This window comes from Pseudomonas sp. NDM, from assembly GCF_003105095.1.
Classification (GTDB): Bacteria; Pseudomonadota; Gammaproteobacteria; order Pseudomonadales; family Pseudomonadaceae; genus Aquipseudomonas; species Aquipseudomonas moraviensis_A.
The window spans coordinates 38,681-64,168 of record NZ_QETJ01000001.1; the positions used below are offsets into that span (position 1 = coordinate 38,681).

General features: G+C 62.0%; 20 protein-coding genes and 1 riboswitch. Of the genes, 13 read left to right on the plus strand and 7 right to left on the minus strand.

The window, feature by feature from the left end; all coding sequences use genetic code 11:
* The first annotated feature begins 3 nt into the window (after nucleotides 1-3).
* Nucleotides 4-1,278 carry a lipid IV(A) 3-deoxy-D-manno-octulosonic acid transferase gene (gene waaA, locus DCO47_RS00155; RefSeq protein WP_116657174.1) on the plus strand — a complete coding sequence of 425 codons (1,275 nt, stop codon included), beginning with the start codon at nucleotides 4-6 and terminating at the stop codon, nucleotides 1,276-1,278.
* 91 nt (nucleotides 1,279-1,369) lie between these two features.
* Here the strand turns inward: waaA and DCO47_RS00160 are convergent, their stop codons facing one another.
* Nucleotides 1,370-2,803 carry a TolC family outer membrane protein gene (locus DCO47_RS00160; RefSeq protein WP_042607778.1) on the minus strand — a complete coding sequence of 478 codons (1,434 nt, stop codon included), beginning with the start codon at nucleotides 2,801-2,803 and terminating at the stop codon, nucleotides 1,370-1,372.
* 206 nt (nucleotides 2,804-3,009) lie between these two features.
* Nucleotides 3,010-3,115, plus strand: a riboswitch (TPP riboswitch).
* A gap of 145 nt (nucleotides 3,116-3,260) precedes the next feature.
* On the opposite strand from DCO47_RS00160, the gene thiC reads away from it, so the two are divergent.
* Nucleotides 3,261-5,150, plus strand: coding sequence for a phosphomethylpyrimidine synthase ThiC (gene thiC / locus DCO47_RS00165; RefSeq protein ID WP_116657175.1), 1,890 nt, complete (start codon nucleotides 3,261-3,263; stop codon nucleotides 5,148-5,150).
* Between the two features lie 196 nt (nucleotides 5,151-5,346).
* Entirely contained in the window at nucleotides 5,347-6,639 is a 1,293-nt protein-coding gene (gene cytX / locus DCO47_RS00170; protein ID WP_083354063.1) for a putative hydroxymethylpyrimidine transporter CytX, read from the plus strand.
* Here cytX and DCO47_RS00175 read toward each other — a convergent pair.
* The gene (locus DCO47_RS00175) at nucleotides 6,608-7,354 is read right to left on the minus strand and encodes an RsiV family protein (protein WP_016771974.1); all 747 of its coding nucleotides are present in this window, start codon (nucleotides 7,352-7,354) and stop codon (nucleotides 6,608-6,610) included. The two genes, cytX and DCO47_RS00175, sit on opposite strands and share 32 nt — an antisense overlap.
* Nucleotides 7,355-7,581: 227 nt before the next feature.
* Between DCO47_RS00175 and DCO47_RS00180 the strand changes: the two genes are divergently transcribed.
* From DCO47_RS00180 to DCO47_RS00225, 9 genes are all read left to right on the plus strand, one after another.
* Entirely contained in the window at nucleotides 7,582-8,199 is a 618-nt protein-coding gene (locus DCO47_RS00180; protein ID WP_024011344.1) for an NUDIX domain-containing protein, read from the plus strand.
* On the plus strand, nucleotides 8,190-8,642 hold the full coding sequence (locus DCO47_RS00185) for a DUF1249 domain-containing protein (RefSeq protein WP_016771972.1): 453 nt from the start codon (nucleotides 8,190-8,192) through the stop codon (nucleotides 8,640-8,642). Before DCO47_RS00180 ends, DCO47_RS00185 begins: the two co-directional genes overlap by 10 nt.
* Nucleotides 8,643-8,739: 97 nt before the next feature.
* Complete coding sequence (gene cpdA / locus DCO47_RS00190) at nucleotides 8,740-9,555, plus strand: 3',5'-cyclic-AMP phosphodiesterase (protein ID WP_116657176.1); 816 nt, start codon at nucleotides 8,740-8,742, stop codon at nucleotides 9,553-9,555.
* A gap of 291 nt (nucleotides 9,556-9,846) precedes the next feature.
* A complete protein-coding gene (locus tag DCO47_RS00200) occupies nucleotides 9,847-10,455 on the plus strand; it encodes a YqiA/YcfP family alpha/beta fold hydrolase (RefSeq protein WP_042607782.1) in 609 nt (202 codons plus the stop codon).
* Between the two features lie 41 nt (nucleotides 10,456-10,496).
* On the plus strand, nucleotides 10,497-12,404 hold the full coding sequence (gene parE, locus DCO47_RS00205) for a DNA topoisomerase IV subunit B (protein ID WP_024011346.1): 1,908 nt from the start codon (nucleotides 10,497-10,499) through the stop codon (nucleotides 12,402-12,404).
* Nucleotides 12,404-13,393 (plus strand): esterase-like activity of phytase family protein, encoded by a 990-nt coding sequence (locus tag DCO47_RS00210; RefSeq protein WP_116657178.1) that lies wholly within the window; start codon nucleotides 12,404-12,406, stop codon nucleotides 13,391-13,393. The genes parE and DCO47_RS00210 overlap by 1 nt, the downstream gene beginning before the upstream one ends.
* Entirely contained in the window at nucleotides 13,390-13,914 is a 525-nt protein-coding gene (locus DCO47_RS00215) for a TIGR02281 family clan AA aspartic protease (RefSeq protein WP_042607784.1), read from the plus strand. Before DCO47_RS00210 ends, DCO47_RS00215 begins: the two co-directional genes overlap by 4 nt.
* 7 nt (nucleotides 13,915-13,921) lie before the next feature.
* Nucleotides 13,922-16,186: a DNA topoisomerase IV subunit A gene (parC, locus tag DCO47_RS00220; protein WP_116657179.1), complete on the plus strand. Its 2,265-nt coding sequence runs from the start codon at nucleotides 13,922-13,924 to the stop codon at nucleotides 16,184-16,186.
* Nucleotides 16,187-16,371: 185 nt separating this feature from the next.
* On the plus strand, nucleotides 16,372-17,082 hold the full coding sequence (locus tag DCO47_RS00225) for a membrane integrity-associated transporter subunit PqiC (protein ID WP_116657180.1): 711 nt from the start codon (nucleotides 16,372-16,374) through the stop codon (nucleotides 17,080-17,082).
* A gap of 331 nt (nucleotides 17,083-17,413) precedes the next feature.
* On the opposite strand, the gene DCO47_RS00230 is transcribed toward DCO47_RS00225, so the two are convergent.
* Entirely contained in the window at nucleotides 17,414-18,925 is a 1,512-nt protein-coding gene (locus DCO47_RS00230; RefSeq protein WP_116657181.1) for an AhpA/YtjB family protein, read from the minus strand.
* Nucleotides 18,926-19,059: 134 nt separating this feature from the next.
* Here DCO47_RS00230 and serB point away from each other — a divergent pair, with 134 nt between their 5' ends.
* Nucleotides 19,060-20,274, plus strand: coding sequence for a phosphoserine phosphatase SerB (serB, locus tag DCO47_RS00235; RefSeq protein WP_116657182.1), 1,215 nt, complete (start codon nucleotides 19,060-19,062; stop codon nucleotides 20,272-20,274).
* 103 nt (nucleotides 20,275-20,377) lie between these two features.
* On the opposite strand, the gene DCO47_RS00240 is transcribed toward serB, so the two are convergent.
* The 4 genes from DCO47_RS00240 to DCO47_RS00255 all read right to left on the minus strand — a co-directional run bounded on the left by DCO47_RS00240 (nucleotide 20,378) and on the right by DCO47_RS00255 (nucleotide 25,467).
* Nucleotides 20,378-22,126 carry a molecular chaperone gene (locus DCO47_RS00240; RefSeq protein WP_116657183.1) on the minus strand — a complete coding sequence of 583 codons (1,749 nt, stop codon included), beginning with the start codon at nucleotides 22,124-22,126 and terminating at the stop codon, nucleotides 20,378-20,380.
* A gap of 66 nt (nucleotides 22,127-22,192) precedes the next feature.
* The gene (gene asd, locus DCO47_RS00245; RefSeq protein ID WP_024011354.1) at nucleotides 22,193-23,053 is read right to left on the minus strand and encodes an archaetidylserine decarboxylase; all 861 of its coding nucleotides are present in this window, start codon (nucleotides 23,051-23,053) and stop codon (nucleotides 22,193-22,195) included.
* Nucleotides 23,053-23,886: a thiosulfate sulfurtransferase gene (gene rhdA, locus DCO47_RS00250; RefSeq protein WP_064363127.1), complete on the minus strand. Its 834-nt coding sequence runs from the start codon at nucleotides 23,884-23,886 to the stop codon at nucleotides 23,053-23,055. The genes asd and rhdA overlap by 1 nt, the downstream gene beginning before the upstream one ends.
* Nucleotides 23,887-23,928: 42 nt before the next feature.
* Nucleotides 23,929-25,467 carry an HDOD domain-containing protein gene (locus DCO47_RS00255; protein ID WP_116657184.1) on the minus strand — a complete coding sequence of 513 codons (1,539 nt, stop codon included), beginning with the start codon at nucleotides 25,465-25,467 and terminating at the stop codon, nucleotides 23,929-23,931.
* Nucleotides 25,468-25,488 lie beyond the last annotated feature (21 nt).

Here is a 25,488-nt window from a genome sequence, read left to right on the forward strand (position 1 = left end):
GCCATGAATAGAACTCTCTACACCGTGCTGTTTTACCTGGGGCTGCCATTGGTGGCGATTCGGCTGTGGCTGCGCGCGCGCAAGGCGCCGGCGTATGCCAAACGCATTGGCGAGCGCTTCACGCTTGGCATGCCGACCCTGCAGCCCGGTGGCATCTGGGTGCACGCGGTGTCGGTGGGCGAAAGCATTGCCGCCGCGCCGATGATCCGCGCGCTGCTGGAACGCCATCCGGCGCTGCCGATCACCGTGACCTGCATGACCCCGACCGGCTCGGAGCGGATTCAGGCGCTGTTCGCCAATGAGCCGCGCATCCAGCACTGCTATCTGCCGTATGACTTGCCGTGCGCAGCGGCAAGATTTCTTGATCGGGTGCAGCCCAAGCTTGCAGTGATCATGGAAACCGAGCTGTGGCCCAATCACATTCATCAGTGCGCGAAGCGCGGGATACCGGTGGCGCTCGCTAACGGACGCTTGTCCGAGCGTTCGGCGCGTGGTTATGGCCGCTTCAGCAAACTCACGGCGCCGATGCTGGCGGAAATGAGTTTGTTCGCCATACAGACCGAAGCCGAGGCCCAGCGCTTCCGTGATCTCGGCGCGCGTCCGCAAACAGTCGAAGTCACCGGTTCGATCAAGTTCGACCTGACCATCGACCCGCAACTGCTGCAACGCGCAGCCGAGTTGCGCAGCCAGTGGCAGGCACAGGACCGCCCGGTGTGGATCGCCGCCAGCACCCACGAAGGCGAAGACGAGGTGCTGCTTGATGCCCATCGTCGCTTGCTGAGCAGTCATCCCGATGCATTGTTGATTCTGGTGCCACGCCATCCGGAGCGCTTCAACTCGGTGTTCGAACTGTGCCAGCGCGAAGGCTTCGCCACGGTGCGTCGTTCGACCGGGGCCAAGGTCGATGCGCAGACGAGCGTGTTGCTCGGCGACACCATGGGCGAGTTGCTGTTTCTCTATGCCTTGGCCGACAGCGCCTTTGTCGGCGGCAGTCTGGTCCCGAACGGTGGGCACAACCTGCTCGAACCTGCAGCGCTGGCAAAACCGGTGCTCAGCGGCCCGCACCTGTTCAACTTCCTCGATATCGCCGCGCAGATGCGCGAAGCCGGGGCGTTGGTCGAAGTCGATGACGCCGAAGGCTTGGCGATTGAAGTGCAGCGTTTGTTCGAATTGCCCCGCGATGCGCAGCGCATGGCCGAGGCCGGGCTGGCGGTGATGCGCCGCAATCAGGGCGCGTTGCAGCGCCTGCTGGACAGCTTGGGCAGATTGATCAAGTAAGCAAAAAGATCGCAGCCTTCGGCAGCTCCTACAGGGAAATGCATTCCAACTGTAGGTGCTGCCGAAGGCTGCGATCTTTTGTTTTTAACGCTTAAGGCCGGGCTTTGAGCTGTGCTTCAGCAGCCTTGGCCAGATCCGGCGGCAGGAAGTCCTTGTCCGGGTTGTAGTCGGCTTTCAGATAGCGCCGCAGATCTTCCAGGTCACCCGGATTCAACGTTCCCGCCGCTTGCTTCAGGCGCAGATTGTCGAGGATGTAGTCGTAACGGGTGTTGTTGTAGTTGCGCACCGAGGTGTAGAGCTGGCGCTGCGCATCAAGGACGTCGACGATGTTGCGCGTGCCGACCTGATAACCGATTTCCGTGGCTTCCACGGCGCTCTGGTTGGAGATGATCGACTGGCGGCGCGCCTGCACCTGCTCGACGTCGGTGTTCACCGCGCGGTGCAGATTGCGGGTGTTTTCCACCACCTGCCGGCGCAGCGATTCGCGCTGCTGTTCGCTCTGATCGAGTTGCGCATAGGACTGACGCACTTGCGAACTGGTCAGCCCGCCGCTGTAGATCGGGATGTTCAGTTGCAGGCCCAGGGTGCTCTGCTCGACGTTGCCGCCGTAGGGCACGCCGAAGGAATTCGGGTTGCCGAAACCCAGTGCGTCGTTGTCGCCTTTCTCGTATCTCGCCACCGCGTCGAGGGTCGGCAAGTGGCCGGCCTTGCGCTGCTTGAGCGTCTGCTCGGCGGAGCTGACCGCGTAGTTGCTGGCGAGCAGATTGAGGTTCTGCCGCGCCGCCGTGTCGACCCAGGATTTCGCATCGTTGGGCGCTGGCGGCAGGATCGGCAGGGTATGGACGATGCCTTGAATCGAGTTGTACTGACGGTTGGTCAGGGTGATCAACGCCTCGAAGGCGTCATCGACCTGACGCTGGGCGACGATGCGGTTGGCCCGTGCGGTGTCGTAACTGGCTTGCGATTGCAGCACATCAGTCTTGTCCGAGAGGCCGACATCGAAGCGCTCGTTGGACTGGTCGAGCTGACGTTTGAACGCCGCTTCTTCAGCCTTGGTCGAGGCCAGATTGTCCTGGCTGCGCAGCACGTTGAAGTAGCTTTCGGCCGATTGCAGGATCAGGTTCTGCTCGGTGGCCGAGAGCTGCAGAGCGGCCTGTTCGTTGACGTCCTTGGCCGCTTGATACTGGAACCAGCGATCAGCGCGGAACAGCGGCTGCGCGAGCGTCGCCTGGTAGGAATGCGCGCTGCGGTTGGCGATGGCCGAGGGCTGATCGATCGAGGTACGTACGTCGGCGACTTCGGCGCCACCGGACAGGTTCGGCAGCAGACCGGCGCGGGCCTGGGGCACTACTTCTTTCTGCGCACCGTACTGGGCGCGGGCCGCCGCCAGATCGGCGTTATTGTCGACCGCTTCCTGATAGACGCTGACCAGATCGGTTTTGGTCGACAAGGGTGCTTCCGCTGCCCAGGCCATTGTGTTGGACGCACAGGACACGGCAACAGCCAGTGAAAGTTTGCGCAGCATGAGGCGATCCCTAGCATGAATATTATGGAAGTAATCCGGGCGCCAAAGGTAAGGCGCAGCCCGCGCAGCGTCAAGGCTGAGCCGGGCCAAGCGAGTGTAGTTGCGCATTGCTCCGGCAACAATCGGGCAAGCCTGTGTATTTACGCCATTCATCAAGGCGTTCGCTGCGGTGTTGGCGTTCCCCGGCGGTTGTGTCTAGACTGGCCGGGTTCTTGTCGGGGTGCCTTGCTATGAGGCTGAGATCGAATAATTTCGGATCCCGTTGAACCTGATCAGGTTAGCGCCTGCGTAGGGAACAAGATTTCTCGTCCCCCGGCGAGTCCTCTTGTGCTTCGTCCGGGATATTGTTCGACAATCGAACGCTCGTGACGAATGCACAGCACCGGTCCTGGTGCGTCCGTGCCTTTCAGGTTCTGCTCCGACAATCCACTGCTGGATGCTGTCTGGAGAGCCCGTGATGACAACAAAAGAAAATAACGCGATCAACCTCAGTGACTCGGCCAGGGTCGACGAGCAATCGGTCAAGCCGTTCACCCGTTCGCAAAAAATCTACGTTCAGGGCTCGCGCCCGGACATCCGCGTGCCGATGCGCGAAATCAGCCTCGATGTAACCCCGACCGATTTCGGTGGCGAGATCAATGCGCCGGTCACCGTCTACGACACCTCCGGCCCGTACACCGATCCGAACGTAGTCATCGATGTGCGCAAAGGTCTGGCCGATGTGCGTTCGGCGTGGATCGATGATCGCGGCGACACCGAGCGCCTCGCCGGTCTGAGCTCCAACTTCGGCCGCGAACGCCTGGCCGATCCGGAACTGACCAAACTGCGCTTCGCCCATGTCAACAACCCGCGCCGCGCCAAGGCCGGGCACAACGTCACGCAGATGCATTACGCACGGCAGGGCATTATCACGCCCGAGATGGAGTTCGTGGCCATCCGCGAAAACATGAAGCTGGAAGTGGCTCGCGCCGCCGGCCTGCTCGATCAGCAACACCCCGGCCACAGTTTCGGCGCCAGCGTGCCGAAAATCATCACCCCCGAATTCGTCCGCGACGAGATCGCCCGTGGCCGCGCAATCATCCCGGCCAACATCAACCACACTGAACTGGAACCGATGATCATCGGGCGTAACTTCCTGGTGAAGATCAACGGCAACATTGGCAACAGCGCCCTGGGTTCTTCGATCGAAGAAGAAGTGGCGAAACTGACCTGGGGCATTCGCTGGGGCGCGGACAACATCATGGACTTGTCCACCGGCAAGCACATTCATGAAACCCGCGAGTGGATCATCCGCAACTCGCCTGTGCCGATCGGCACCGTACCGATTTATCAGGCACTGGAAAAAGTCGGCGGCGTTGCCGAAGACCTGACCTGGGAGTTGTTCCGCGACACGCTGATCGAACAGGCCGAACAGGGCGTCGACTACTTCACCATCCATGCCGGCGTGCTGCTGCGTTACGTGCCATTGACCGCCAAACGCGTGACCGGCATCGTCTCCCGTGGCGGCTCGATCATGGCCAAGTGGTGCCTGGCGCATCACAAGGAAAACTTCGCCTACACCCATTTCGAAGAAATCTGCGAAATCATGAAGGCCTACGACGTCAGCTTCTCGCTCGGCGACGGCCTGCGTCCGGGCTCGATTGCCGACGCCAACGACGCCGCGCAATTCGGTGAGCTGGAAACCCTCGGCGAGCTGACCAAGATCGCCTGGAAGCACGATGTGCAAACCATGATCGAAGGCCCGGGCCATGTGCCGATGCAGTTGATCAAAGAGAACATGGACAAGCAGCTCGAATGCTGCGACGAGGCGCCGTTCTACACCCTAGGCCCGCTGACGACCGACATCGCCCCGGGTTACGACCACATCACGTCCGGCATCGGTGCGGCAATGATCGGCTGGTTCGGTTGCGCGATGCTTTGCTACGTGACGCCGAAGGAGCACCTGGGCCTGCCGAACAAGGATGACGTGAAAACCGGGATCATCACTTACAAGATCGCCGCGCACGCAGCGGACTTGGCCAAGGGGCATCCCGGCGCGCAGATTCGCGACAATGCGCTGAGCAAGGCGCGTTTCGAATTCCGTTGGGAGGACCAGTTCAACCTCGGCCTGGATCCGGATACCGCGCGTTCCTATCACGACGAGACCCTGCCGAAGGACTCGGCCAAGGTCGCGCATTTCTGCTCGATGTGCGGGCCGAAATTCTGCTCGATGAAGATCACCCAGGAAGTCCGCGAATACGCGGCCAACCAGCGCATCGATGCGGTCGACGTGGACGTCGCCAAAGGCCTCGCGGAGCAGGCCGAGCGGTTCAAGAAGGAAGGCAGTCAGCTGTACAAGAAAGTCTGACCGAGCGGCGTTCACCTGTGGCGAGGGAGCTTGCTCCCGCTGGCCTGCGAAGCAGGCCCAAAATCAGTCACCGCGTTCTGGCAGTCAGAATCGTGGTGACCGGATGGGCGGCTGCTTCGCAGCCGAGCGGGAGCAAGCTCCCTCGCCACAAGGGTGATCAGCGACCCAAAACAATAAGCTCCCCTGAGATATTCCTGTGAACATTCAACCCGGCACCTATTCCCCCGATCTCGCCGTCCCCGCTGCAAAGCGTGTCTTCGGCGGGCGCGATCTGTTTTCCCTGTGGTTCTCCCTCGGCATCGGTCTGATGGTTTTGCAGACCGGCGCATTGCTCGCGCCGGGCCTGGGCCTGTCCGGCTCGTTGCTGGCGATTTTCCTTGGCACGCTGGTGGGCGTACTGCTGCTGGCTGCGGTCGGCGTGATCGGCAGCGACACCGGCCTGTCGTCGATGGCGGCGCTGAAGCTCAGCCTCGGCCGCAAAGGCGCGAGCCTGCCGGCGTTGCTCAATCTGCTGCAACTGATCGGCTGGGGCTCGTTCGAAATCATCGTCATGCGCGATGCCGCCAGCCTGCTCGGCACCCGAGCGTTCAGCGAAGGCTCGCTGTGGGCCAATCCGATGCTGTGGACGCTGTTTTTCGGGGCGCTGGCGACCTTGCTCGCCGTGAGCGGGCCGTTGACGTTCGTGCGGCAGATTCTGCGCAAGTGGGGCATCTGGCTGCTGCTCGCGGCGTGCCTGTGGCTGACCTGGAACCTGTTCGCCAAAGCCGACCTCCCGGCACTGTGGGCGCGTGCCGGTGACGGTTCGATGCCATTCGCCGTGGGCTTCGACATTGCCATCGCCATGCCGCTGTCGTGGCTGCCGCTGATTGCCGATTACTCGCGTTTCGGCAAGCGCGCGAAGAACGTGTTCGGTGGCACGGCGGTGGGTTTCTTCATCGGCAATTTCTGGCTGATGAGCCTTGGCGTCGCCTATACCCTGGCGTTTGCCCCGAGTGGAGAAGTCAACGCGTTGTTATTGGCTCTGGCGGGCGCCGGTCTGGGCATTCCGCTGCTGCTGATTCTGTTGGATGAGTCGGAAAATGCTTTCGCCGATATTCATTCGGCGGCGGTTTCCAGCGGGATTCTGTGGCGTCTGAAAGTCGAGCATCTGGCCCTGGCCATCGGCGTGATCTGCACGCTGATTGCCCTGCTGGCGCCATTGGCGCAGTACCAGAATTTCCTGCTGCTGATCGGCTCGGTGTTCGCGCCGCTGTTCGGCGTGGTGCTGGTCGATCACTTCATCCTGCGCAAGCGCAGTGCGCAGGTCGCGTCAGCCGCATTGCGCTGGCCGGCGTTGCTGGCATGGCTGGGTGGGGTCAGCACTTACCACTTGCTGGCGAATCTGTACCCGGAGGTCGGCGCCACCCTGCCGGCGCTGGTGCTGGCAGGGCTGCTGCAACTCATCCTGGGCCGGGCTTTCAGTTACGGCCGGGAAACAGCTCAGGCTTGAGAATGCCGTTCAGGCGCGGATAAGGAATCTTCAGTTCGACGTGGCCCAGCGCGTAAGGCGCGATGGTGGTCACGTCGTACTTGAGGATCACGCCGCCGTAGGTCAGTGCTACGTGCGGGGTTTTGACGAACGGCCAGTTCGCTACGAATTCCGCCTCCTGATCGAGTTTGGTGCTGATCAGCCAGCTGTTGTGCGCCACTTGCGCGGCTTTCCAGAACGCCTCTTCCTGACCCGGCAGCAACATGTCCGACAGGTTCAGCACCTTGTGCTGCTGGCGCGAATAGTTGATGAAACCGCGACCTGGAGTGCCATGGGCGCCGCCGGTGTCGAGGTAGCTCGAGAGCTCGATGATCACCAGTCCGTCATGCTGCTCGCGTACTTTTGCTTGCAGGTAGCTGCTGTTGCGCGGGCCGGCGCTGGCCAGGAACTGCTCGCGGTAGGCGGCCAGGGTTGGCGCTACGGGTGCGTTCTTCTCGGTGCGGGTCATTTGCAGCAGACGCTTTTCGATGATGCCGTCCAGTGCCGGCTCATCCGGGAAGCGCAGGGTGTCGATGTTCACCAACGGGCAATCGGGGTTGGAACAGCCGGGTTTGAGTTGTTCCGAGGCGTCGCGGGTGGTTTCCAGCGGCGTGCGGTAGTTGGGCTGGAACAGGCTGGCACACGCGCCCAGAGTCAGGGCAATAGCGGCCACAGAGGCGATTTTGAAAAGCGACATGGGCGTCCTTTCGAAAGCAGGGGAAGGCGAAAAGTTACCGCTTCGACTCTCAACGAGGCAGTCAGTTCGCCACTAAGCTAATTAGAGTGGGTTTCACCGTCACCGTCCATCCCGCTGACGGTAAAGGGGCTGCATCAAACGGTGCGGGCGCGTTAGGATGGCGCGAAGTCGAGGTTGCCGGTTGTACTCAGAAACCTCGTAAAGGATGTGCAGTAATGAGGATGATTATGACTGACTTTGCCAACGCCATTCCGACCGCCGTCGATATCGTGCGGCGCGAAAAATGCTACGAGGGCTTTTACAAGCTCGACCGTGTGCACCTGCGCCATGAATTGTTCGCCGGTGGCATGAGCCGCGAGATCAACCGTGAAATCTTCGTGCGCCACGATGCCGTGTGCGTGTTGCCTTACGATCCGCAGCGCGATGAGGTGGTGCTGATCGAGCAGTTTCGCGTCGGCGCCATGGGCAAGGCCGACAACCCGTGGCTGGTCGAACTGGTCGCCGGTCTGATCGACAAGGATGAGCAACCGGAAGAAGTTGCTCACCGCGAGGCGCAGGAGGAAGCTGGGCTGGACATCAAGGCGTTGTGGCCGATGACCAAGTATTTCCCGTCGCCGGGTGGCAGCAACGAGTTCGTGCATTTGTATCTGGGGCGTTGCAGCACCGACGGCGTCGGCGGTCTGCACGGGCTGGAAGAAGAGGCCGAAGACATTCGCGTTACGGTCTGGGCATTCGAAGATGCCTTGCAGGCCGTTCGTGACGGACGTATTGCCAACGCGGCGAGCATCATCGCCTTGCAGTGGCTGGCGCTGAACCGCGCCGAAGTGAGGGGGCTATGGTCGTAAACAAGCTGCGCGATCGTTATCGGGTTGACCTCGTGGGGCTGCAAGCCGCCTGCGAGGCCAACTACGCGCGCCTGATGCGACTGCTGCCGGACATGCGCAACGAACCCGAGGCGCGGCGTATCGCTGTGACCCAGGGCGAGCAGATGCTCGGCGTGCTCGCCCTCGAAGTGCTGCAGACCTGCCCGTACACCACGACCTTGCAGGTGCGCCAGGAGCACAGCCTGCCGTGGTTACCGGTGCCGCAACTTGAGGTGCAGGTCTATCACGACGCGCGCATGGCCGAAGTGGTCAGCGCCGAACATGCACGACGCTTTCGCGGCATCTATCCTTACCCGAACGCCGCCATGCACCAGCCTGATGAGAAGGCCCAGCTCAATGTGTTCCTGGGCGAATGGCTGAGTCATTGCCTGGCGTTGGGGCACGAGTACGAAGTCGTTCGCTAGTTGTGAACTGCGTCCGCTTCGGCGGTTTCCCCTTTGTGTCATCCCCCAGCATAATTGCCGCACCCATTCATTGCGTGCCTTAGCCCGGGAGAACGCTTTGTCCAGCGTATCGACATTGACCAGCGCCGACCCGGCACTGCTCGTGCAGTTGTCCGACAGCCACTTGTTCGCCGAAGCGGACGGCAAGCTGCTGGGCATGAAGACCCGCGAAAGCCTGCAAAAGGTCATCGACCTGGTGTTGGGGCAACAGCCGCGGATCGATTTGGTGCTGGCCACCGGCGATATTTCCCAGGACGGCACGCTGGAGTCGTATCAGGCCTTTCGCCAACTGAGCGCGCAGATCGATGCGCCAGCGCGCTGGATTCCCGGCAATCACGACGAGCCGATGGTCATGGCCGAGGCAGCGGTGCAGAGCACGTTGCTGGAGCCGGTGGTCGATATCGGCAATTGGCGGGTGACGATGCTCGACTCAGCCGTGCCGGGCTCGGTACCGGGCTATCTGCAGGACGATCAATTGCAGTTGCTGGCGCGCTCGTTGAGCGAAGCGCCGGAGCGTCATCATCTGGTGTGCTTGCATCATCATCCGGTGTCGATCGGCTGCGCGTGGATGGAGCCGATCGGCCTGCGCAACCCGGAAGCGTTCTTTGAAGTGCTGGATCGCTTTCCTCAGGTTCGCGCGGTGTTGTGGGGGCATGTGCATCAGGAAATCGATCGTGAGCGCAATGGCGTGCGCTTGATGGCCTCGCCTTCGACGTGCATCCAGTTCGAGCCGGGGAGTGCGGATTTCAAGGTCGGCGAGCAGGCGCCGGGGTATCGGTGGTTGCGGTTGTTGCCGGATGGGCGGTTGGAAACTGGCGTGGAGCGCGTGACCGGTTTTGCTTTTACCGTTGATTACGGTTCCGAAGGTTACTGATTTTCGATCAAGAGCCCCTCACCCCAGCCCTCTCCCGGAGGGAGAGGGGGCCGATCGAGGTGTCTTTCGCGATCTGCCGACCTGCAACGGCGGTGGCGATTATGGATTCGCCAAATCACTTTCAAGTCGGTGTATCTCTTTAATATCCCCCAATCAGTCCCCTCTCCCTTTGGGAGAGGGCTAGGGTGAGGGCCGCTCCCGCTGAATGACCAATTTCTCGAAACCACCCCCCAATCCCATCTTCTCTCCCTGTAAACTCCGCAAACCCAAACCGACAGCCAGGGAGCTCAAATGTCCGGTTCGATCCTCTATATCCACGGTTTCAACAGCGCGCCGGCCTCGAAGAAGGCCTGTCAGCTGGTCGCGGTCATGGAGCGGCTGGGATTGAGCGGGCAATTGCGCGTGCCGGCGCTGCATCACCATCCGCGCGAAGCCATCGGTCAGCTCGAGCAGGCAATCGCCGAGCTGGGCCGGCCGTTGCTGGTGGGAAGTTCGCTTGGCGGCTACTATGCGACTCACCTGGCCGAGCGCCATGGCCTGAAAGCCTTGCTGGTCAACCCGGCGGTCAGCCCGCACCGGATGTTCGATGGTTATCTGGGCACGCAGAAAAACCTCTATACCGATGAAACCTGGGAACTGACCCACGACCACGTCACGGCGCTGGCCGAACTGGAAGTGCCGGCGCCGCAGGATCCGCAGCGTTATCAGGTCTGGTTGCAAACCGGCGACGAAACGCTGGATTATCGCCTCGCCCAACAGTATTACCGCGCCTGTGCCTTGCGCATCCAGGCTGGCGGCGACCACAGTTTCCAGGGCTTTGCCGGGCAATTGCCGGCGTTGCTGAGTTTTGCCGGCATGGCTGCCGATATGTATCAGGCAATCGATTTCACCACGCTGTGAAGTCTTGCCCCTCTTTCATGAATGACTGACGACGAGACCTTATGGCCACTCCCAGCGCTAGTTCTTATAACGCCGACGCCATCGAAGTCCTCTCGGGCCTCGACCCGGTGCGCAAACGCCCCGGCATGTACACCGACACCAGTCGGCCGAATCACCTCGCCCAGGAAGTCATCGACAACAGCGTCGACGAGGCCCTGGCCGGCCACGCCAAATCGGTGCAGGTCATCCTGCACGCCGACCATTCGCTGGAAGTCAGCGACGACGGCCGTGGCATGCCCGTCGACATTCACCCGGAAGAGGGTGTGTCCGGCGTTGAACTGATCCTCACCAAACTGCACGCGGGCGGCAAGTTTTCCAACAAGAACTACCAGTTCTCCGGCGGTCTGCACGGCGTGGGTATTTCCGTGGTCAACGCGCTGTCCACCGAAGTGCGCGTGCGGGTCAAACGTGACGGCAACGAATACCAGATGACCTTCAAGGACGGCTTCAAGGCCTCCGAGCTGGAAATCGTCGGCACCGTTGGCAAGCGCAATACCGGCACCAGCGTGTACTTCGCGCCGGACCCGAAATACTTTGATTCGCCGAAATTTTCCATCAGCCGCCTCAAGCACGTGCTCAAGGCCAAGGCTGTGCTGTGCCCTGGGCTGCTGGTCAGCTTCGAAGACAAGGGTACCGGCGAGAAAGTCGAGTGGCATTACGAAGACGGCCTGCGCTCCTACCTGGTGGATGCGGTCAGCGAATTCGAGCGCCTGCCGAACGAGCCGTTCTGCGGCGCCTTCGCCGGTAATAAAGAAGCGGTCGACTGGGCGCTGCTGTGGCTGCCGGAAGGCGGCGACGCGGTGCAGGAAAGCTACGTCAACCTGATCCCGACCGCGCAGGGCGGTACCCACGTCAATGGTTTGCGTCAGGGCCTGCTCGATGCGATGCGCGAGTTCTGCGAGTTCCGCAGCCTGCTGCCGCGCGGCGTGAAGCTGGCGCCGGAAGACGTCTGGGAACGCATCGCGTTCGTCCTGTCGATGAAAATGCAGGAACCGCAATTCTCCGGCCAGACCAAAGAACGTCTGTCATCCCGGGAAGCGGCGGCGTTCGTCTCCGGTGTGGTCAAGGATGCGTTCAGCCTGTGGCTCAACGCCAACCCGGAAACCGGTCTGGCCCTGGCCGAACTGGCGATTAACAACGCTGGCCGTCGCCTCAAGGCGAGCAAGAAGGTCGAGCGCAAACGCGTCACCCAAGGCCCGGCGCTGCCCGGCAAACTGGCTGACTGCGCCGGGCAGGACCCGATGCGTTCCGAGCTGTTTCTGGTCGAGGGTGATTCCGCCGGCGGTTCGGCCAAGCAGGCGCGGGACAAGGAATTCCAGGCGATCCTGCCGTTGCGCGGCAAGATCCTCAACACTTGGGAAGTCGACGGCAGCGAAGTACTCGCCAGCCAGGAAGTGCACAACATCGCCGTGGCCATCGGCGTCGATCCGGGCGCGGCGGACATGAGCCAGCTGCGCTACGGCAAGATCTGCATCCTCGCTGACGCCGACTCGGACGGTCTGCACATCGCCACGCTGCTTTGCGCTCTGTTCGTCCAGCACTTCCGCCCGTTGGTGGATGCCGGTCACGTCTATGTGGCGATGCCGCCGCTGTACCGCATCGACCTCGGCAAAGAGATCTACTACGCCCTCGACGAAGCCGAGCGCGACGGTATTCTCGATCGCCTGGTGGCCGAGAAGAAGCGCGGCAAGCCGCAGGTCACCCGATTCAAGGGTCTGGGTGAAATGAACCCGCCGCAACTGCGTGAAACCACCATGGACCCGAACACTCGGCGTCTGGTGCAGTTGACGCTGGGCGAAGACTTCGCCGAAACCTCGGAAATGATGGACATGCTGCTGGCGAAGAAGCGCGCCGGTGACCGCAAATCCTGGCTGGAATCCAAAGGCAACCTCGCCGAGGTGCTGGCCTGATGCAGTTTGGCTGGGTCTTGGCGGGTGCGTTGCTGCTGAGTGCGCTGAGCGTGTCGGCCGAGCCGTTGCAGGAACTGCGCGTGCTCTCCGAGCACCCGGTCGAGGGCATGCGCGGCGGCAACCTGTCGGGTCTGGCCATGTGCGGCAATGAACTGTGGACGGTGTCCGATCGCGATGACGAGCAGATCTACCGGCTCGATACCCGCGATCCGGTCTGGCAAGCGCAAACCGTGCACATCGACGTGCCGCCGGTGCCCGAAAGCGGCTTGCCTTGGGGCTTGAGCTCGCGTACCTGGGCGGCGTCGTTCATTCGCGGTGGCGATCTGGATTTCGAAGGCATCAGTTGCGACAGCGCTGGCAATCGCTACATCGTCAGTGAGGCTCACGCAGCGGTATTGCAGGTGCCGGTCAGCGGCCCGGCAAACTGGCTGAAGATCTCGCCGCTGCTGGTTCGCGAGGCGCGGGCGAGCGGCCTGCTGCTGAAGTTCAATTCGATCTTCGAGGGCTTGGCGATCAACCCGGCCGGTGATCAGATGTGGCTGGCCGCCGAACGGCAAAAGCGCGGCCTGCTGCTGATCAAACGCCAGCAGACGGTGTGGGATTGCGACGGTCGCTGCGTGCTGCTCAGTGAGGGCGGCAAGGAGATGCAGCCGGCACAGTTTCCCAAGGCGAAAGCGGTTCATCGCGACTTTTCCGACATTTCATTGTTCAACGGCAAGCTGTTTACTCTTGAACGCAACGCTTATGAGATCTGTCGTCGCGATGCACAGACGGCCAAGGTCGAGAAATGCTGGTCGTATGCCGATGAACTGTTGCAGGAAAAACGTCGCTACTCGCAGAACTACGGGCTGGAAGAAGCGCTGATCGTTGACGCCGAGGGCGCGTGGATCGGCGTCGATAATAATTTCGGCCCGCGTGCCGACGGCGAGGCCCGCCCGGTGGTCTGGCGCTTCGCCGCACCGGACGGTGGCTGGAGCGCCAGGCCATGAGCCGGCAACCGCCGGGCAAGCGTGCCGGTCGGGTGTTGATGGTTCTCGCCTGGTGCGCGGCGCTGTTTCTCGCGACGAAGTTTTTCGGTCAGTGGGAACAGCGCCAGCAGAATCCGAACATCGTGGTCACGTCGGAGCAGGGCGAAGGCTTTATCGAGGTGAAACTGGCGAGCAATGCCCAAGGGCATTTTGTCGCCAGCGGCCAGATCAACGGCGAGCCGGTCGAGTTCATGCTCGACACCGGCGCCACCGATGTCGCGATTCCCGCGGATCTGGCCAAGCGTTTGAAACTGCAAGAAGGTTTCGGCGTGACCCTGAGCACGGCCAATGGCCTGAGCCAGGGTTATCGAACGAAGATTGCCCGCCTGCAATTGGGCGACATTGTGCTGCGGGATGTCCGCGCACTGGTGGCGCCGGGGCTGCATGGCGATCAGGTGCTGCTCGGCATGAGCGCCCTGAACAAACTTGAATTTACCCAGCGCGGTGGCACCATGCTGCTGCGCCAGACAACGAACCGATGAGGCCCGCATGAGCGACTCCCTTGATCTCAGCCTGGACGGTGTAGAACGCCGCTCGCTGGCTGACTTCACCGAAAATGCCTACCTCAACTACTCCATGTACGTGATCATGGACCGCGCCTTGCCGCATATCGGCGACGGCCTGAAACCGGTACAGCGGCGTATCGTCTACGCCATGAGCGAGTTGGGCCTGGACGCCGATTCCAAGCACAAGAAATCGGCGCGTACCGTCGGTGACGTGCTCGGCAAGTTCCACCCCCACGGCGACTCGGCATGCTACGAAGCAATGGTGCTGATGGCACAGCCGTTCAGCTATCGCTACACGCTGGTCGACGGCCAGGGCAACTGGGGTGCGCCGGACGATCCGAAGTCCTTCGCCGCCATGCGTTACACCGAAGCGCGGCTGTCGCGCTATTCCGAGGTGCTGCTCAGCGAACTGGGCCAGGGCACCGCTGACTGGGGCCCGAACTTCGACGGCACCCTGCAGGAACCGCTGGTGTTGCCGGCACGCCTGCCGAACATTCTGCTCAACGGCACCACCGGTATCGCCGTAGGCATGGCCACCGATGTGCCGCCGCACAACCTGCGCGAAGTCGCCACCGCCTGCGTGCGCTTGCTGGATGAGCCGAAAGCCACGGTCGAACAGCTTTGCGAACACATTCAGGGTCCGGATTATCCGACCGAAGCGGAAATCATCACGCCGCGCGCCGACCTGCTGAAGATGTACGAAACCGGCAAGGGCTCGGTGCGCATGCGCGCCGTGTACCACGTCGAGGACGGCGACATCATCGTCACCGCGCTGCCGCATCAGGTCTCCGGGGCCAAGGTGCTGGAGCAGATCGCCGCGCTGATGCAGGCCAAACCGTCGAAAGCACCGCAGATCGCCGATCTGCGCGACGAATCCGACCACGAAAACCCGTGCCGCATCGTGATTATCCCGGTCAACAGCCGCGTCGATCACGAAGCGCTGATGCAGCATCTGTTCGCCAGCACCGAGCTGGAGTCGACCTACCGGGTCAACGTCAACATCATCGGTCTGGACGGCAAGCCGCAGCTGAAAAACCTCCGCGCCTTGCTGGTCGAATGGCTGGAATTCCGCGTGCTGACCGTGCGTCGCCGTCTGCAATTCCGCCTCGACAAGGTCGAACGTCGCCTGCACCTGTTGGACGGTTTGCTGATCGCCTACCTCAATCTGGATGAAGTGATCCACATCATCCGTACCGAGGAGCACCCGAAAGCCAAACTGATCGAGCGTTTCGCCCTCAGCGAGATTCAGGCCGACTACATCCTCGACACCCGTCTGCGGCAGTTGGCGCGACTGGAAGAGATGAAGCTGCGCGACGAGCAGGACGAGCTGCTCAAGGAACAAGCCAAGCTGCAAGCCCTGCTGGGCAGCGAAGCCAAGCTGAAGAAACTGGTGCGCACCGAGCTGCTCAAAGACGCCGAAACCTACGGCGACGACCGCCGCTCGCCGATCGTCGAGCGCGCCGAAGCCAAGGCGCTGAGCGAACACGATCTGCTGCCGAACGAAAAAGTCACCGTCGTGTTGTCGGAAAAAGGCTGGGTACGTTCGGCCAAGGGCCATGACATCGACGCCACCGGTCTGTCCTACAAGGCGGGCGACGGCTTCAAGACCTCGGCGGCGGGGCGCTCCAACCAGTTTGCCGTGTTCATCGACTCCACCGGCCGCAGCTATTCGGTCGCCGCTCACACCTTGCCGTCGGCCCGAGGCCAGGGCGAGCCGTTGACCGGCCGCCTGACGCCGCCACCGGGTGCTTCGTTCGAATGCGTGCTGATGCCCGAAGACGATGCGCTGTACGTGATCGCGTCGGATGCCGGTTACGGTTTCGTGGTCAAAGGTGAAGACCTGCAAGCCAAGAACAAGGCTGGCAAGGCTTTGTTGAGTCTGCCAAACAACGCCAAGGTCATCGCACCGCGCCCGGTCGCCGATCGTGAGCAGAACTGGCTGGCCTCGGTCACGACCGAAGGTCGCCTGCTGATCTTCAAGATCAGCGATCTGCCACAATTGGGTAAGGGCAAAGGCAACAAGATCATCGGTATTACCGGTGAACGCGTGGCCAGCCGCGAAGAATATGTCACGGACATCGCCGTCCTGCCGGAAGGCGCCACCCTGGTGTTGCAGGCTGGCAAACGGACCCTGTCGCTGAAGGCCGACGACCTCGAGCACTACAAAGGTGAGCGTGGACGTCGCGGAAACAAACTTCCGCGTGGCTTCCAGCGGGTGGATGCGCTGCTCGTCGAAAACCTCAATTAGGCTGGAACGCCTTCCTAGAGCGTTCGATCTGCGATTAAACGCGTAGATCGACGCTTTGGCGCTGGAGTCGGAACGCATATTCACGGATGATATGGCCTTTCAAGCGCCGGCGTGGTCGAGCGTTCTTCATATTTATTGAGTATTTTCACTGTGGTCAGCCTTGTGGCGGCCACCTGGACGGGATGATGACTGCTCTACGCCCCCTTATTTTGTTGCTCGCCGGCGTTCTTGGCCTGGCGGGTTGCAGCGTTCACCAGCCGGTGTCGCTGTATCAACTGGACAGCGGAAGTCCGGTTCAGCCTGCACAAAGCGCGGGCATGGCGGTTTTGCTGGGGCCGGTGGTTGTGGCCGATTACCTTCAGCGCGAAACCCTGCTGCAACGTCAACCGGACGGCAGCCTGCAAGCGGCGACCGACGGTCGTTGGGCGGGCAGCCTTTCGTCGGATATCGATCAATTGCTGATGCGTCAGGTCGCCGGTCACCTGGACAGCCAGCGTGTGGTCCTGGCGCCTGCTACCGCCGGATTCACCCCGGATGTGCAGGTGCTGCTGACCATCACCCGTCTGGACTCGGGTGCGAAACAACCGGCGATTCTCGATGCGCAATGGCGTTTGATCGATCGTCGCGGCAAGGTGCGCGATAACCGCATCATTCATCTGCAGGAATTGCACGCTGGCAGCACCGCTTCGCAGGTGCAGGCGCAGGGGATCCTGTTGCAGCGTCTGGCCGAGCAACTGTCGGTGGCGCTCAAGCCACTCGCCAACCAGCCGCCAGTGGCCGAGGCCCCGCGTAAAGCCGCGCCGAAACCTGCATCGCCGGCGGCGGATGCCGAGAAGCAACCGAAGATTCCGATGGCCTCGCCGATTCGTACCGATATGGAAGTGTTTCGCTTCTGAGGCTGGAACGAGTCAGAACAGAGCCCGCCTTGTGCGGGCTTTGTTGTGTCTGGAGGTGGGGTGGAAGATCAAAAGCCCCTCACCCTAGCCCTCTCCCGGAGGGAGAGGGGACCGACCGAGGTGTCTGGCGTCTTACATCGACCTGAAAGATCTTGGCGATTATGGATTCACAGCCAAACGTTCATGTCGTCCCCCAATCTGTTCCCTCTCCCTCGGGGAGAGGGCTAGGGTGAGGGGCTTTTCAGGGATACCACCATCCCAATAACGCCGCACACAAAAAAGCCCGCAGACAATCACTCATCTGCGGGCTTTTGCGTATCAGGCCCAAGCCTTACGCCCGGCGCTCATGCATCCGCGCCAGTTGCCGCTCCAGCATCGACGGATAAGGCTCCATCAACCGCTCGACACAGCAAGCGCCTTCAGGGCTGGCGATCGGCCGGATCCGCGCACGTTGGCGGATCAGCGCGTCATCGCTGATCTTGCGCTCGACCAGCAGCAGGTTGCGGCTGTGCTGCGACAAGGCCAGTGCATCCTGGGCCGAATCGGTCAGCAGCAGATCAATCTGGCTCAGACCGAACAACTCATCGCCCAGGGTCAGGCCAAGCTGCAGTTGCAGGGTGATGCCGCTGTCCGCGACCTCGATCTGCAACTGATGACCCAGCGCCCGCAGCAGTTCGCCGCAGCAGATGGCATTGGTCAGGTAGTCGTCGCCGCAATCTTCGGTGTGGAACAGCAGCAGCGTGCTGCCATCGTTGAGGGTTTCGATTTCGCCCTGATACAGCGAAGCCGCCTGCTCGAGGCAGTCGCGATAGCGTTCCTGCAATTCTTCCAGACGTGCGCGAGGCAGGCGGCGCAGTTGTTCCTGCGAACCCAGTTGCACGGCCAGTACCGCAGTGTGCTGTGGCACGTCAGGGGTCGGTTTGCGCGTCAGCGGTTGTGCGGCGCCGGTGATCGATTCGTCGCGCAGGTCGGCGAAGGCATCATCGTCATCATCGTCTTCGACGGTGCTGACCAAGTGGCGCGGTGCGGGTTTCTTCGCGGCCAGCGGGCGGCTTTCGTCGAAGCTCGGATCGCGCAGGTTACGCACCTCGAATTCCGGCTCGCCTTCATCCTCGGCGAATTCCGGCTCGGGTTCAGGCTCAGGCTCGGGTTCCGGGGCGTAGCTGGCGTGCAGCTGGCGCGCCAGATCGCCGATTTCATCCTGACGATCGATGCCCGGCGTGTGTGCGTCAATCCGGCGCAGCCATACGCGCAATTGCAGCAGCGGCGTCGACAGATAACGACCCATGCGCAGGCTCAGGGCCAGCGACAGTGCCAGCAGAATCGCGCTCAAAATCCCCATGCTCTGCAGGCTGATGGTCATCGGCTGCTGGAACTGATCCATGTCCAGGCTGATGCGCAGTTGCCCGGCGGTCACGTCCTGAAAAGTGATCTTGCTCTCGTACATGCCCTCGGCTTCGCCGAGCAGGCTGTGCTTGGGCCGCTGACCGGACTCGGCGAGGATGCGGTTATCCACACTGTAGATCGCCGCATGGGCCACCAGTTTGTTCTTGGTCAGGTTGTTGAGCAGCACGTTGAGGCTGAGGATGTCATTGGACACCAGCAGCTCGGTGGCGGAGGTGGCGGTCTGCGTGGTCAGGCTTTCGCCCAGCGCATCGGCCTGCTCGTGCATGGCCTGCTTGAATTGCAGCCCCATCACCCCGGCATAGATCACCAGGGCCAGAGCGACCAGGATCACGTTGTGGCTGGCAATGCGCAATGCAATCGGTACACGGCGGTGGCGCAGTGCACGGAAGATCAGCAGGAAGAAGTTATCGGTTTTGACTGGCGTGGGCCGGTTCACTTGAGCTCGGCTCTTTGTCCGTGAAGTTGACGCGCAGTATAGCGACAGGCCCCAGACCGGCAAAGCGCTCGCGGTGCCCGATGGTCACTGAAAGTGGGTAGAATGCGGTTTTTTTCCAGTTGCGGGGGTGCGCGTTGCGCGAAATCGTCCTGATTAACATCACGGGAGTCGACCGTCCGGGTCTGACGGCGGCCATCACCGGTGTTCTGGCACAAGGTGGTGTGAACATTCTCGACATCGGTCAGGCGGTGATCCACGACACCCTGTCGTTCGGCATCCTGGTTGAAATTCCCGATTCCGAGCAGGGCAAGTCGGTGCTCAAGGACATCCTGTTCAAGGGCTACGAACTCGACCAGCAAGTCCGCTTCACCCCGGTGTCCGAAGAGGATTACCAGCAGTGGGTGGGCAATCAGGGCAAGAAACGCCATATCGTTACTCTGCTGACGCGCAAAGTCACCGCCGGCCAATTGCAGGCTGTCAGCGCGATTACCGCCAAATATGGCCTGAACATCGACCATATCGACCGTTTGTCAGGGCGCATGCCGCTGGACACCCCGGCCGACAAGGGCAAGGGCTGCATCGAATTCTCCGTGCGCGGCGAAGCCGCCGATCCGCAGGCCTTGCGCGCCGAATTCCTCAGCGTCGCGCAGGAATTGAACGTCGACATCGCCTTTCAGGAAGATTCGCTGTTCCGCCGCAACCGGCGCCTGGCGGTATTCGACATGGACTCGACGCTGATCGAAGCGGAAGTCATCGATGAGCTGGCCAAGGCAGCAGGCGTAGGTGATCGGGTTTCGGAAATCACTGAGCGCGCGATGGCCGGCGAACTGGATTTCCGTGCCAGTTTCAAAGAGCGTCTGGCCCTGCTCAAGGGCCTCGACGTCAGCGTGCTTGACTCGATCGGCGCCTCGCTGCGTCTGACCGAAGGCGCCGAAACCCTGTTCGCCGAACTCAAGCGCCTCGGTTACAAAACCGCGATTCTGTCCGGCGGCTTCACTTATTTCGCCAAACAGCTGCAAGCCAGACTTGGCATCGACTACGTGTTCGCCAACGAGCTGGAAGTGATCGACGGCAAGTGCACTGGCGTGGCGATCGAGCCGATTGTCGATGCACAGCGCAAGGCGGATCTGCTCAAGGAACTGGCGCACAAGGAAGGTCTGCGCCTGGAGCAGACCATTGCCGTCGGCGACGGCGCCAACGACCTGCCGATGCTGGCAATTGCCGGTTTGGGTGTGGCGTTCCGCGCCAAGCCGCTGGTCAAGCAGTCGGCGAAGCAGGCGATTTCAACGCTGGGTCTCGATGGTGTGTTGTATCTGTTGGGCTTCCGCGATCGCGACGGGCAGCTTTGAGTTCTTGAGCGCCTGAACCGGCCCCTTCGCGAGCAGGCTCGCTCCCACAGGGAACCTCATTCCAGTGTGGGAGCGAGCCTGCTCGCGAAGGCCGCGCCTCGGTCTAGAGCGAATTCCACAACGAATCGAAATCCTCTTCACCCCCGCCATTCTGCGCAGGATCCAGCGAGCGATAGGCGAACTGGTTGAAACTGTGGGTACTCGCCACCCGCCGATCCAGCCCGGCGCGGTGTTCCTCGCCTTGAGTGTTGATCAGCACTTTGTTGCCTTCCTGAAACGGCAGGCGCGGCGCCAGTACGGTGGCCGGCAAGTCGATCGCGCTGATCTCCGGCAGCAGCAAAGCGCGCAAGTAATGGCCGTGATCGTCCTTTGAACGCACCAGTTGCAGGCCGCACGGCTGGGCGTGTGGCGCGACCAGTTCGATGCCCATCTGCGTGCCGCTGCCGCGTACCTGGCGGATCCAGCGAATCACCGCAATGCTCCAGCCTCTGCTTTCGCTGTCCTGAATGCCGAGCATTTCCCCGGCCTGCAATTCGGCGGGCACCTCGCTCGGCCAGGCCAGGCAATAGCCGCCGGGGCTGTGGTTGATCACGGGCAAGGCGTAGGTCGGATAGTTCGGCGCGTTGCCGGGGCCTTCATCCTCGGCTAATTGGTCGTACTGGATTTCTTCGTACGGCAACAGCTCATCGTTACTCTGCGGTGCGGCGTCGAACGCCTGACTCCAGCTGTCCTTTTCGCCGTTGGCGACCACGCTGCTGAAATTTGCCGCGCGGGCACCGGGATGTTTGAGCAATTCGCTGAAGGTGCGCTCGCCGCCGAGGTAGAAGTGCAGGGCGCTCATGCCGACGCACACGGTCAATGTGCCTTGCCCGGCGCTGCGATGGAAGCTGCGTTCGGCAGCCTGGCCCCAGGTGGCGTGGAGATGTTGCAGGGTATCGATGCTGAGGCCGGCGGAGACGGGTAAGGGTGTCGAGGTCGGCTGCTGCCGTAAATGCGTTTCGAGCTGCTTGACCAGCGGTTGCGGATCGAAGCCCAGCAGTCCGCTCTGTTGTTCGCTGCGAAACATCTTGCGATAGCGTGGACCGACATCAAGTTCCGGGCTGACCGCAAACAAACCGTCGTCTGTGCTGCCCGGATGCAGCTTGAGCAGGGCGCTCCATGGCTCGATCACCTCCGCCAGTCTGGCTATCTGGCTCTGGCGCAATTGATTGCAACGGGCACTGCCCAATAGCAGTGCGGCGATGTAGGTCTGCTCGACGCTCAGTTCGCTGGTCAAAAACGCCAGATCATCGCGCAGCCGCCGTTGGTGCAGCTGTAATTGCGCAGCGCTGCGATACAGCTGATGCAGTTCGAACCACACGTGTTCCGGCGGTGAGCTGTACAGCTGCGTGGCGCGCACCAGTTGCGCCTTCAGCGCATGCGCGGCGCGTTGCATTGCGGTGCTGACCAGCGTCGCGCGGTCCTTGCTGTATTTGGGCAGGATGCGCAGGACGATCTGTTTATAGCCGATGGCCAGCTGACCCTGCAGCGCCTGGCAAAGGTTGCTGACCTTGCGCGAGCGCTCGTCGAGCATGATCGCCTGATGCAAAAAATGCCGTTCCAGATGCTGGCAGACGAAATACACCTCGGGCCGCAGCAACTCCAGCAGTTGCAGGCGATTATCGCTGGGGGTGAGCAGCAGGTTGAGTTCGCCCAGGCCCTGATAGAGCAGGCGCGCGGTTTCGCCGATGTTGGCTTTGGGCAGGCCAGCGATCCAGCGCTTGAGGTCGCGCGGGGTGGCGTCGCAGAACGACAGGCGCGTTTGCGTCGGAGTCGGAGCGCGTAACTTGGGAGGGAAGAGGTTTTGGCTCATGAGCAAAACCATAGCAGCAATTGCCGCGGTTTGCGGAAGCAGCCCAGGCTGCTTCCGCGAACAGGATCACGCTTTTGGCAGTGCCAGACCCTGGCCCATCTGCACTGGCGAGCCGGCCACCAGCTCTTCGGCCCACTTCACCTGATCCGGGCCAAACAGCACGATCGCCGTCGAACCCAGCTTGAAGCGCCCCAGTTCAGCGCCTTTCTCCAAGTGAATCGGTGCGCGCGCGGCTTCGTCGTAGCGGAAGGTTTTCAACTCGCGCTTTGGTGGCGTGACCAGACCGGCCCACACGGTTTCGATCGAAGCGACAATCATCGCGCCGACCAGCACCACCGCCATCGGTCCGCGTTCGGTGTCGAAGATGCACGCCACGCGCTCGTTGCGGGCGAACAGCTCGGGAACGTTCTCGGCGGTGGTCTGATTCACCGAGAAGATCCGGCCCGGGATGTAGACCATTTCGCGCAGGGTGCCGGCCAGCGGCATGTGCACGCGGTGGTAGTCCTTCGGCGACAGGTAAATGGTGGCGAAGTCACCGCCCATGAATGGCGCGGCGTTGGCCGCATCACCGCCGAGCAATTCGAGCACGCTGAAACTGTGGCCCTTGGCCTGGAACACGCGACCGTGCTCGATCGGGCCGAGCTGGCTGACCGCGCCGTCGGCCGGGCTGAGGATCGCGCCCGGGGTTTCGTCCAGCGGACGCGCGCCGTCTTTCAGGGCACGGGTAAAGAATGCGTTGAAGTGCTCGTAAGCGGTCAGGTCTTCGACCAGCGCTTGCGACATGTCCACTTGATAACGCTTGGCAAACCACTGGGTGAAGGCATTCTTGAACCAGCGCACGCGGCATTCGGCGATGCAGCCGGCCAGGCGCGACAGCAGGTGATGCGGCAGCAGGTATTGGCTGAGGATAAACAGACGCTCTTTCATTAGTTGTCCTTGGAAGCTTGAATCTCGACAGGCGTGTCGGGGTGGTTGCCCCATTCGCCCCAGGAACCGGCGTAGCCCTTGACCCGCGGATAACCGAGGGATTTGGCCACCAGATAAGTGAAGCCCGACCGGTGATGGGTCTGGCAGTGGGTAATGATTTCCTTGTCCTTGGTGATCCCGAGGTTTTCGAGGATCTGCGGCATGTCGGTGCGAATGCGCAGCTGGCGTGCCTGATCCATGCCGGCAGTCCATTCGAAATTGACCGCGCCGGGGATGTGGCCGCCCTTGGCGGCGAGGACTTTCTCGCCGGAATATTCCAGCGGCCCGCGCGCATCCCAGATCGCCAGATCGGCGGCGCCGAGACGGCTTTGCAGGTATTCGCGGGTGGCGGTCGGTTCATCGTGCAGGGTCAGCGACACCGGGCCGCCGACCGCGGCGGGCACCTGGATCGACATGGGCATGCCGGCCGCCAGCCAGGCCGGCAGGCCACCGTCTATATAGTGGTACTTGTCGTGGCCAATGACGTCGAGCAGCCAGATGAAGCGCCCGGCCCAACCGCCGCCTTCATCGTCATACACCACGTAGACCGCGTCCTTGCGATGGCCAAGCTCACCGAACAACGCTTGCAGATCGGCTTTCGCCGGCATCAGTCCCGGCGCCGGCGGTTGGCCGAGCTGGGTGCGTTTCGGGTCGACAAAACGTGCGCCGGGCAAGTGACCTTCGGCATACCGGGCAGGGCTGGTCAGGTCCACCAGAATCAGTTCCGGGGACTCCAGGCGCGGCAGCAGGTCGCTCGGCTCGATGACGAGCGGCAAGCCAGAGAAGTCAGACATGTGAGGTCTCCAGAGCACAAAGGGGAGGATTGTAGCGCAGGCTCATTGGCCACGGCTGCTAAAGCTGTGCAGGGCTTTTTCTATGCACTGCGCGGTTTTGCCGAAGGCTTGCACGGTGATGTCGGCAAACGGGCCGCCGCCCTGATCGGCGACGACGATCATGATCACCCGGCCGTTGTTGACCAGTGACCGCAGGAACAGATGCTCGCCGCGAAACAGCGTGCGCAGCCCCGCAGGTAACAAGGCGGAGAACTGGGCGTTGTTCTCCGGGGTGATTCGCACCTGTGCCTGCTGGGCGAGCAGACGCTGCAGGACTTTGCTTTGGCTGACGACAAAACTCAGCGCCGCCGCGTCTTTCGGCAGGCCAGCGGTTTGCTGCACGCGAAGGGTCGAGTGGGTGCGGTCAGCCATCAGAATCATCACCCGGCGCATGCCGCTGGCCACCAGTGCCTCGCGGGCAGCGACGGTCAGGCTCATCGCGTTGGTGAAGCGGCTGGGCTCGGCGAGCAGCTCGGCGCATTGCCGACGCCATTGGCCCAGATCTTCCGAATTGGGTGCTGCTGCCGGGAGCATGCCGGCAGGCAAGCGACGGCTGCCCCACGGCCAGATCAGCGAAACTGCCGGGTGCCACAGATCGGGCATTGCATGCTGACGTGCGCTGTTCGCCGCTTGCTGGTGCAACTGCTGCTGCACTTCGTCCATCGAGATTTGCAGGTACAGGCTGGTCAGGTACTGCCAGCGTTTGCTGTGCGGACTGTCCCAGGCCTGTTGCGCCGACAGCGCCAGGCCGTTGGCCAGCAGCACGGTATTCGCCGGTTGGTTGAGCCAGCGCCGTAGCGTCGGGTCATCGTCGAGGCGGTTCTGCTGGCGCAGCGGGTGTTCGCTGTCACGGGCGATGCGCAGCACTTTGACCAGTTCGCGTTGTTCGCTGAGCAGCAATTTGTAGCCTTGCTCGACCCAGATCGGCAGGTGCCAGGCATGCACCAGTGCCTCGGCAATTTTCAACAGGCGCACGCCGAACAACTGTTTTTCAACCACACGTGCCGATTCGCCCTTGTGGATCACCCGCAATTCCCACTCTTCGAGCAACTGGGGATAGGTCAGCGCCAACGGCCACAGCGGCGAGAGGAACAACAGGCTGCCCCAATGAATGTCCTGCCACAGCCGTGCCAGGCGACTGGCGAAAAAACCGTTGGCCTGTTGCGTCGCATGCTGGCTGATCAACTGCAACTGGCGCAGGGCCTTGGGGATCTGCATGTGCGCTTCGGCGGGCAGGCGCGCGAGCAGTTCTTCGGTACGGGCCAGGCCCAGGCGATTGATTGCCACCTCAAGATTTTCCGCCGGCGCAGCCATCGTGCCGTGGGTGTGACGATTCGCCTCACGGATGATGCTCAAGGCCAGCGCCGGGCTGTCCTGCATCAGGTCGGCGATATCGCGCAGCGAGCTGCGGTTGTCGCGGATTGCCCGGCAGACTTTGTCGTGAGCCTCTTGCGGCACGGGCAGGCGGACGCTGTCGAGCAGCTTGACCCACGCCTGGAGGGTAGTCGGTTTTACCGATGGAATGTTCGTTTCATTAGCCATGTCTGGACGAGATCTTCACTG

Bases quoted from the DNA above. Each gene is read 5' to 3' on its own strand.
- rhdA (WP_064363127.1), bottom strand. From the start codon at position 23,886: ATGTCTGACTTCTCTGGCTTGCCGCTCGTCATCGAGCCGAGCGACCTG.
- DCO47_RS00210 (WP_116657178.1), top strand. From the start codon at position 12,404: ATGCAGTTTGGCTGGGTCTTGGCGGGTGCGTTGCTGCTGAGTGCGCTG.
- DCO47_RS00255 (WP_116657184.1), bottom strand. From the start codon at position 25,467: ATGGCTAATGAAACGAACATTCCATCGGTAAAACCGACTACCCTCCAG.
- parE (WP_024011346.1), top strand. From the start codon at position 10,497: ATGGCCACTCCCAGCGCTAGTTCTTATAACGCCGACGCCATCGAAGTC.
- DCO47_RS00185 (WP_016771972.1), top strand. From the start codon at position 8,190: ATGGTCGTAAACAAGCTGCGCGATCGTTATCGGGTTGACCTCGTGGGG.
- asd (WP_024011354.1), bottom strand. From the start codon at position 23,053: ATGAAAGAGCGTCTGTTTATCCTCAGCCAATACCTGCTGCCGCATCAC.
- parC (WP_116657179.1), top strand. From the start codon at position 13,922: ATGAGCGACTCCCTTGATCTCAGCCTGGACGGTGTAGAACGCCGCTCG.
- DCO47_RS00175 (WP_016771974.1), bottom strand. From the start codon at position 7,354: ATGTCGCTTTTCAAAATCGCCTCTGTGGCCGCTATTGCCCTGACTCTG.
- DCO47_RS00240 (WP_116657183.1), bottom strand. From the start codon at position 22,126: ATGAGCCAAAACCTCTTCCCTCCCAAGTTACGCGCTCCGACTCCGACG.
- DCO47_RS00215 (WP_042607784.1), top strand. From the start codon at position 13,390: ATGAGCCGGCAACCGCCGGGCAAGCGTGCCGGTCGGGTGTTGATGGTT.
- waaA (WP_116657174.1), top strand. From the start codon at position 4: ATGAATAGAACTCTCTACACCGTGCTGTTTTACCTGGGGCTGCCATTG.
- DCO47_RS00180 (WP_024011344.1), top strand. From the start codon at position 7,582: ATGACTGACTTTGCCAACGCCATTCCGACCGCCGTCGATATCGTGCGG.
- DCO47_RS00200 (WP_042607782.1), top strand. From the start codon at position 9,847: ATGTCCGGTTCGATCCTCTATATCCACGGTTTCAACAGCGCGCCGGCC.
- DCO47_RS00160 (WP_042607778.1), bottom strand. From the start codon at position 2,803: ATGCTGCGCAAACTTTCACTGGCTGTTGCCGTGTCCTGTGCGTCCAAC.
- DCO47_RS00225 (WP_116657180.1), top strand. From the start codon at position 16,372: ATGACTGCTCTACGCCCCCTTATTTTGTTGCTCGCCGGCGTTCTTGGC.
- thiC (WP_116657175.1), top strand. From the start codon at position 3,261: ATGACAACAAAAGAAAATAACGCGATCAACCTCAGTGACTCGGCCAGG.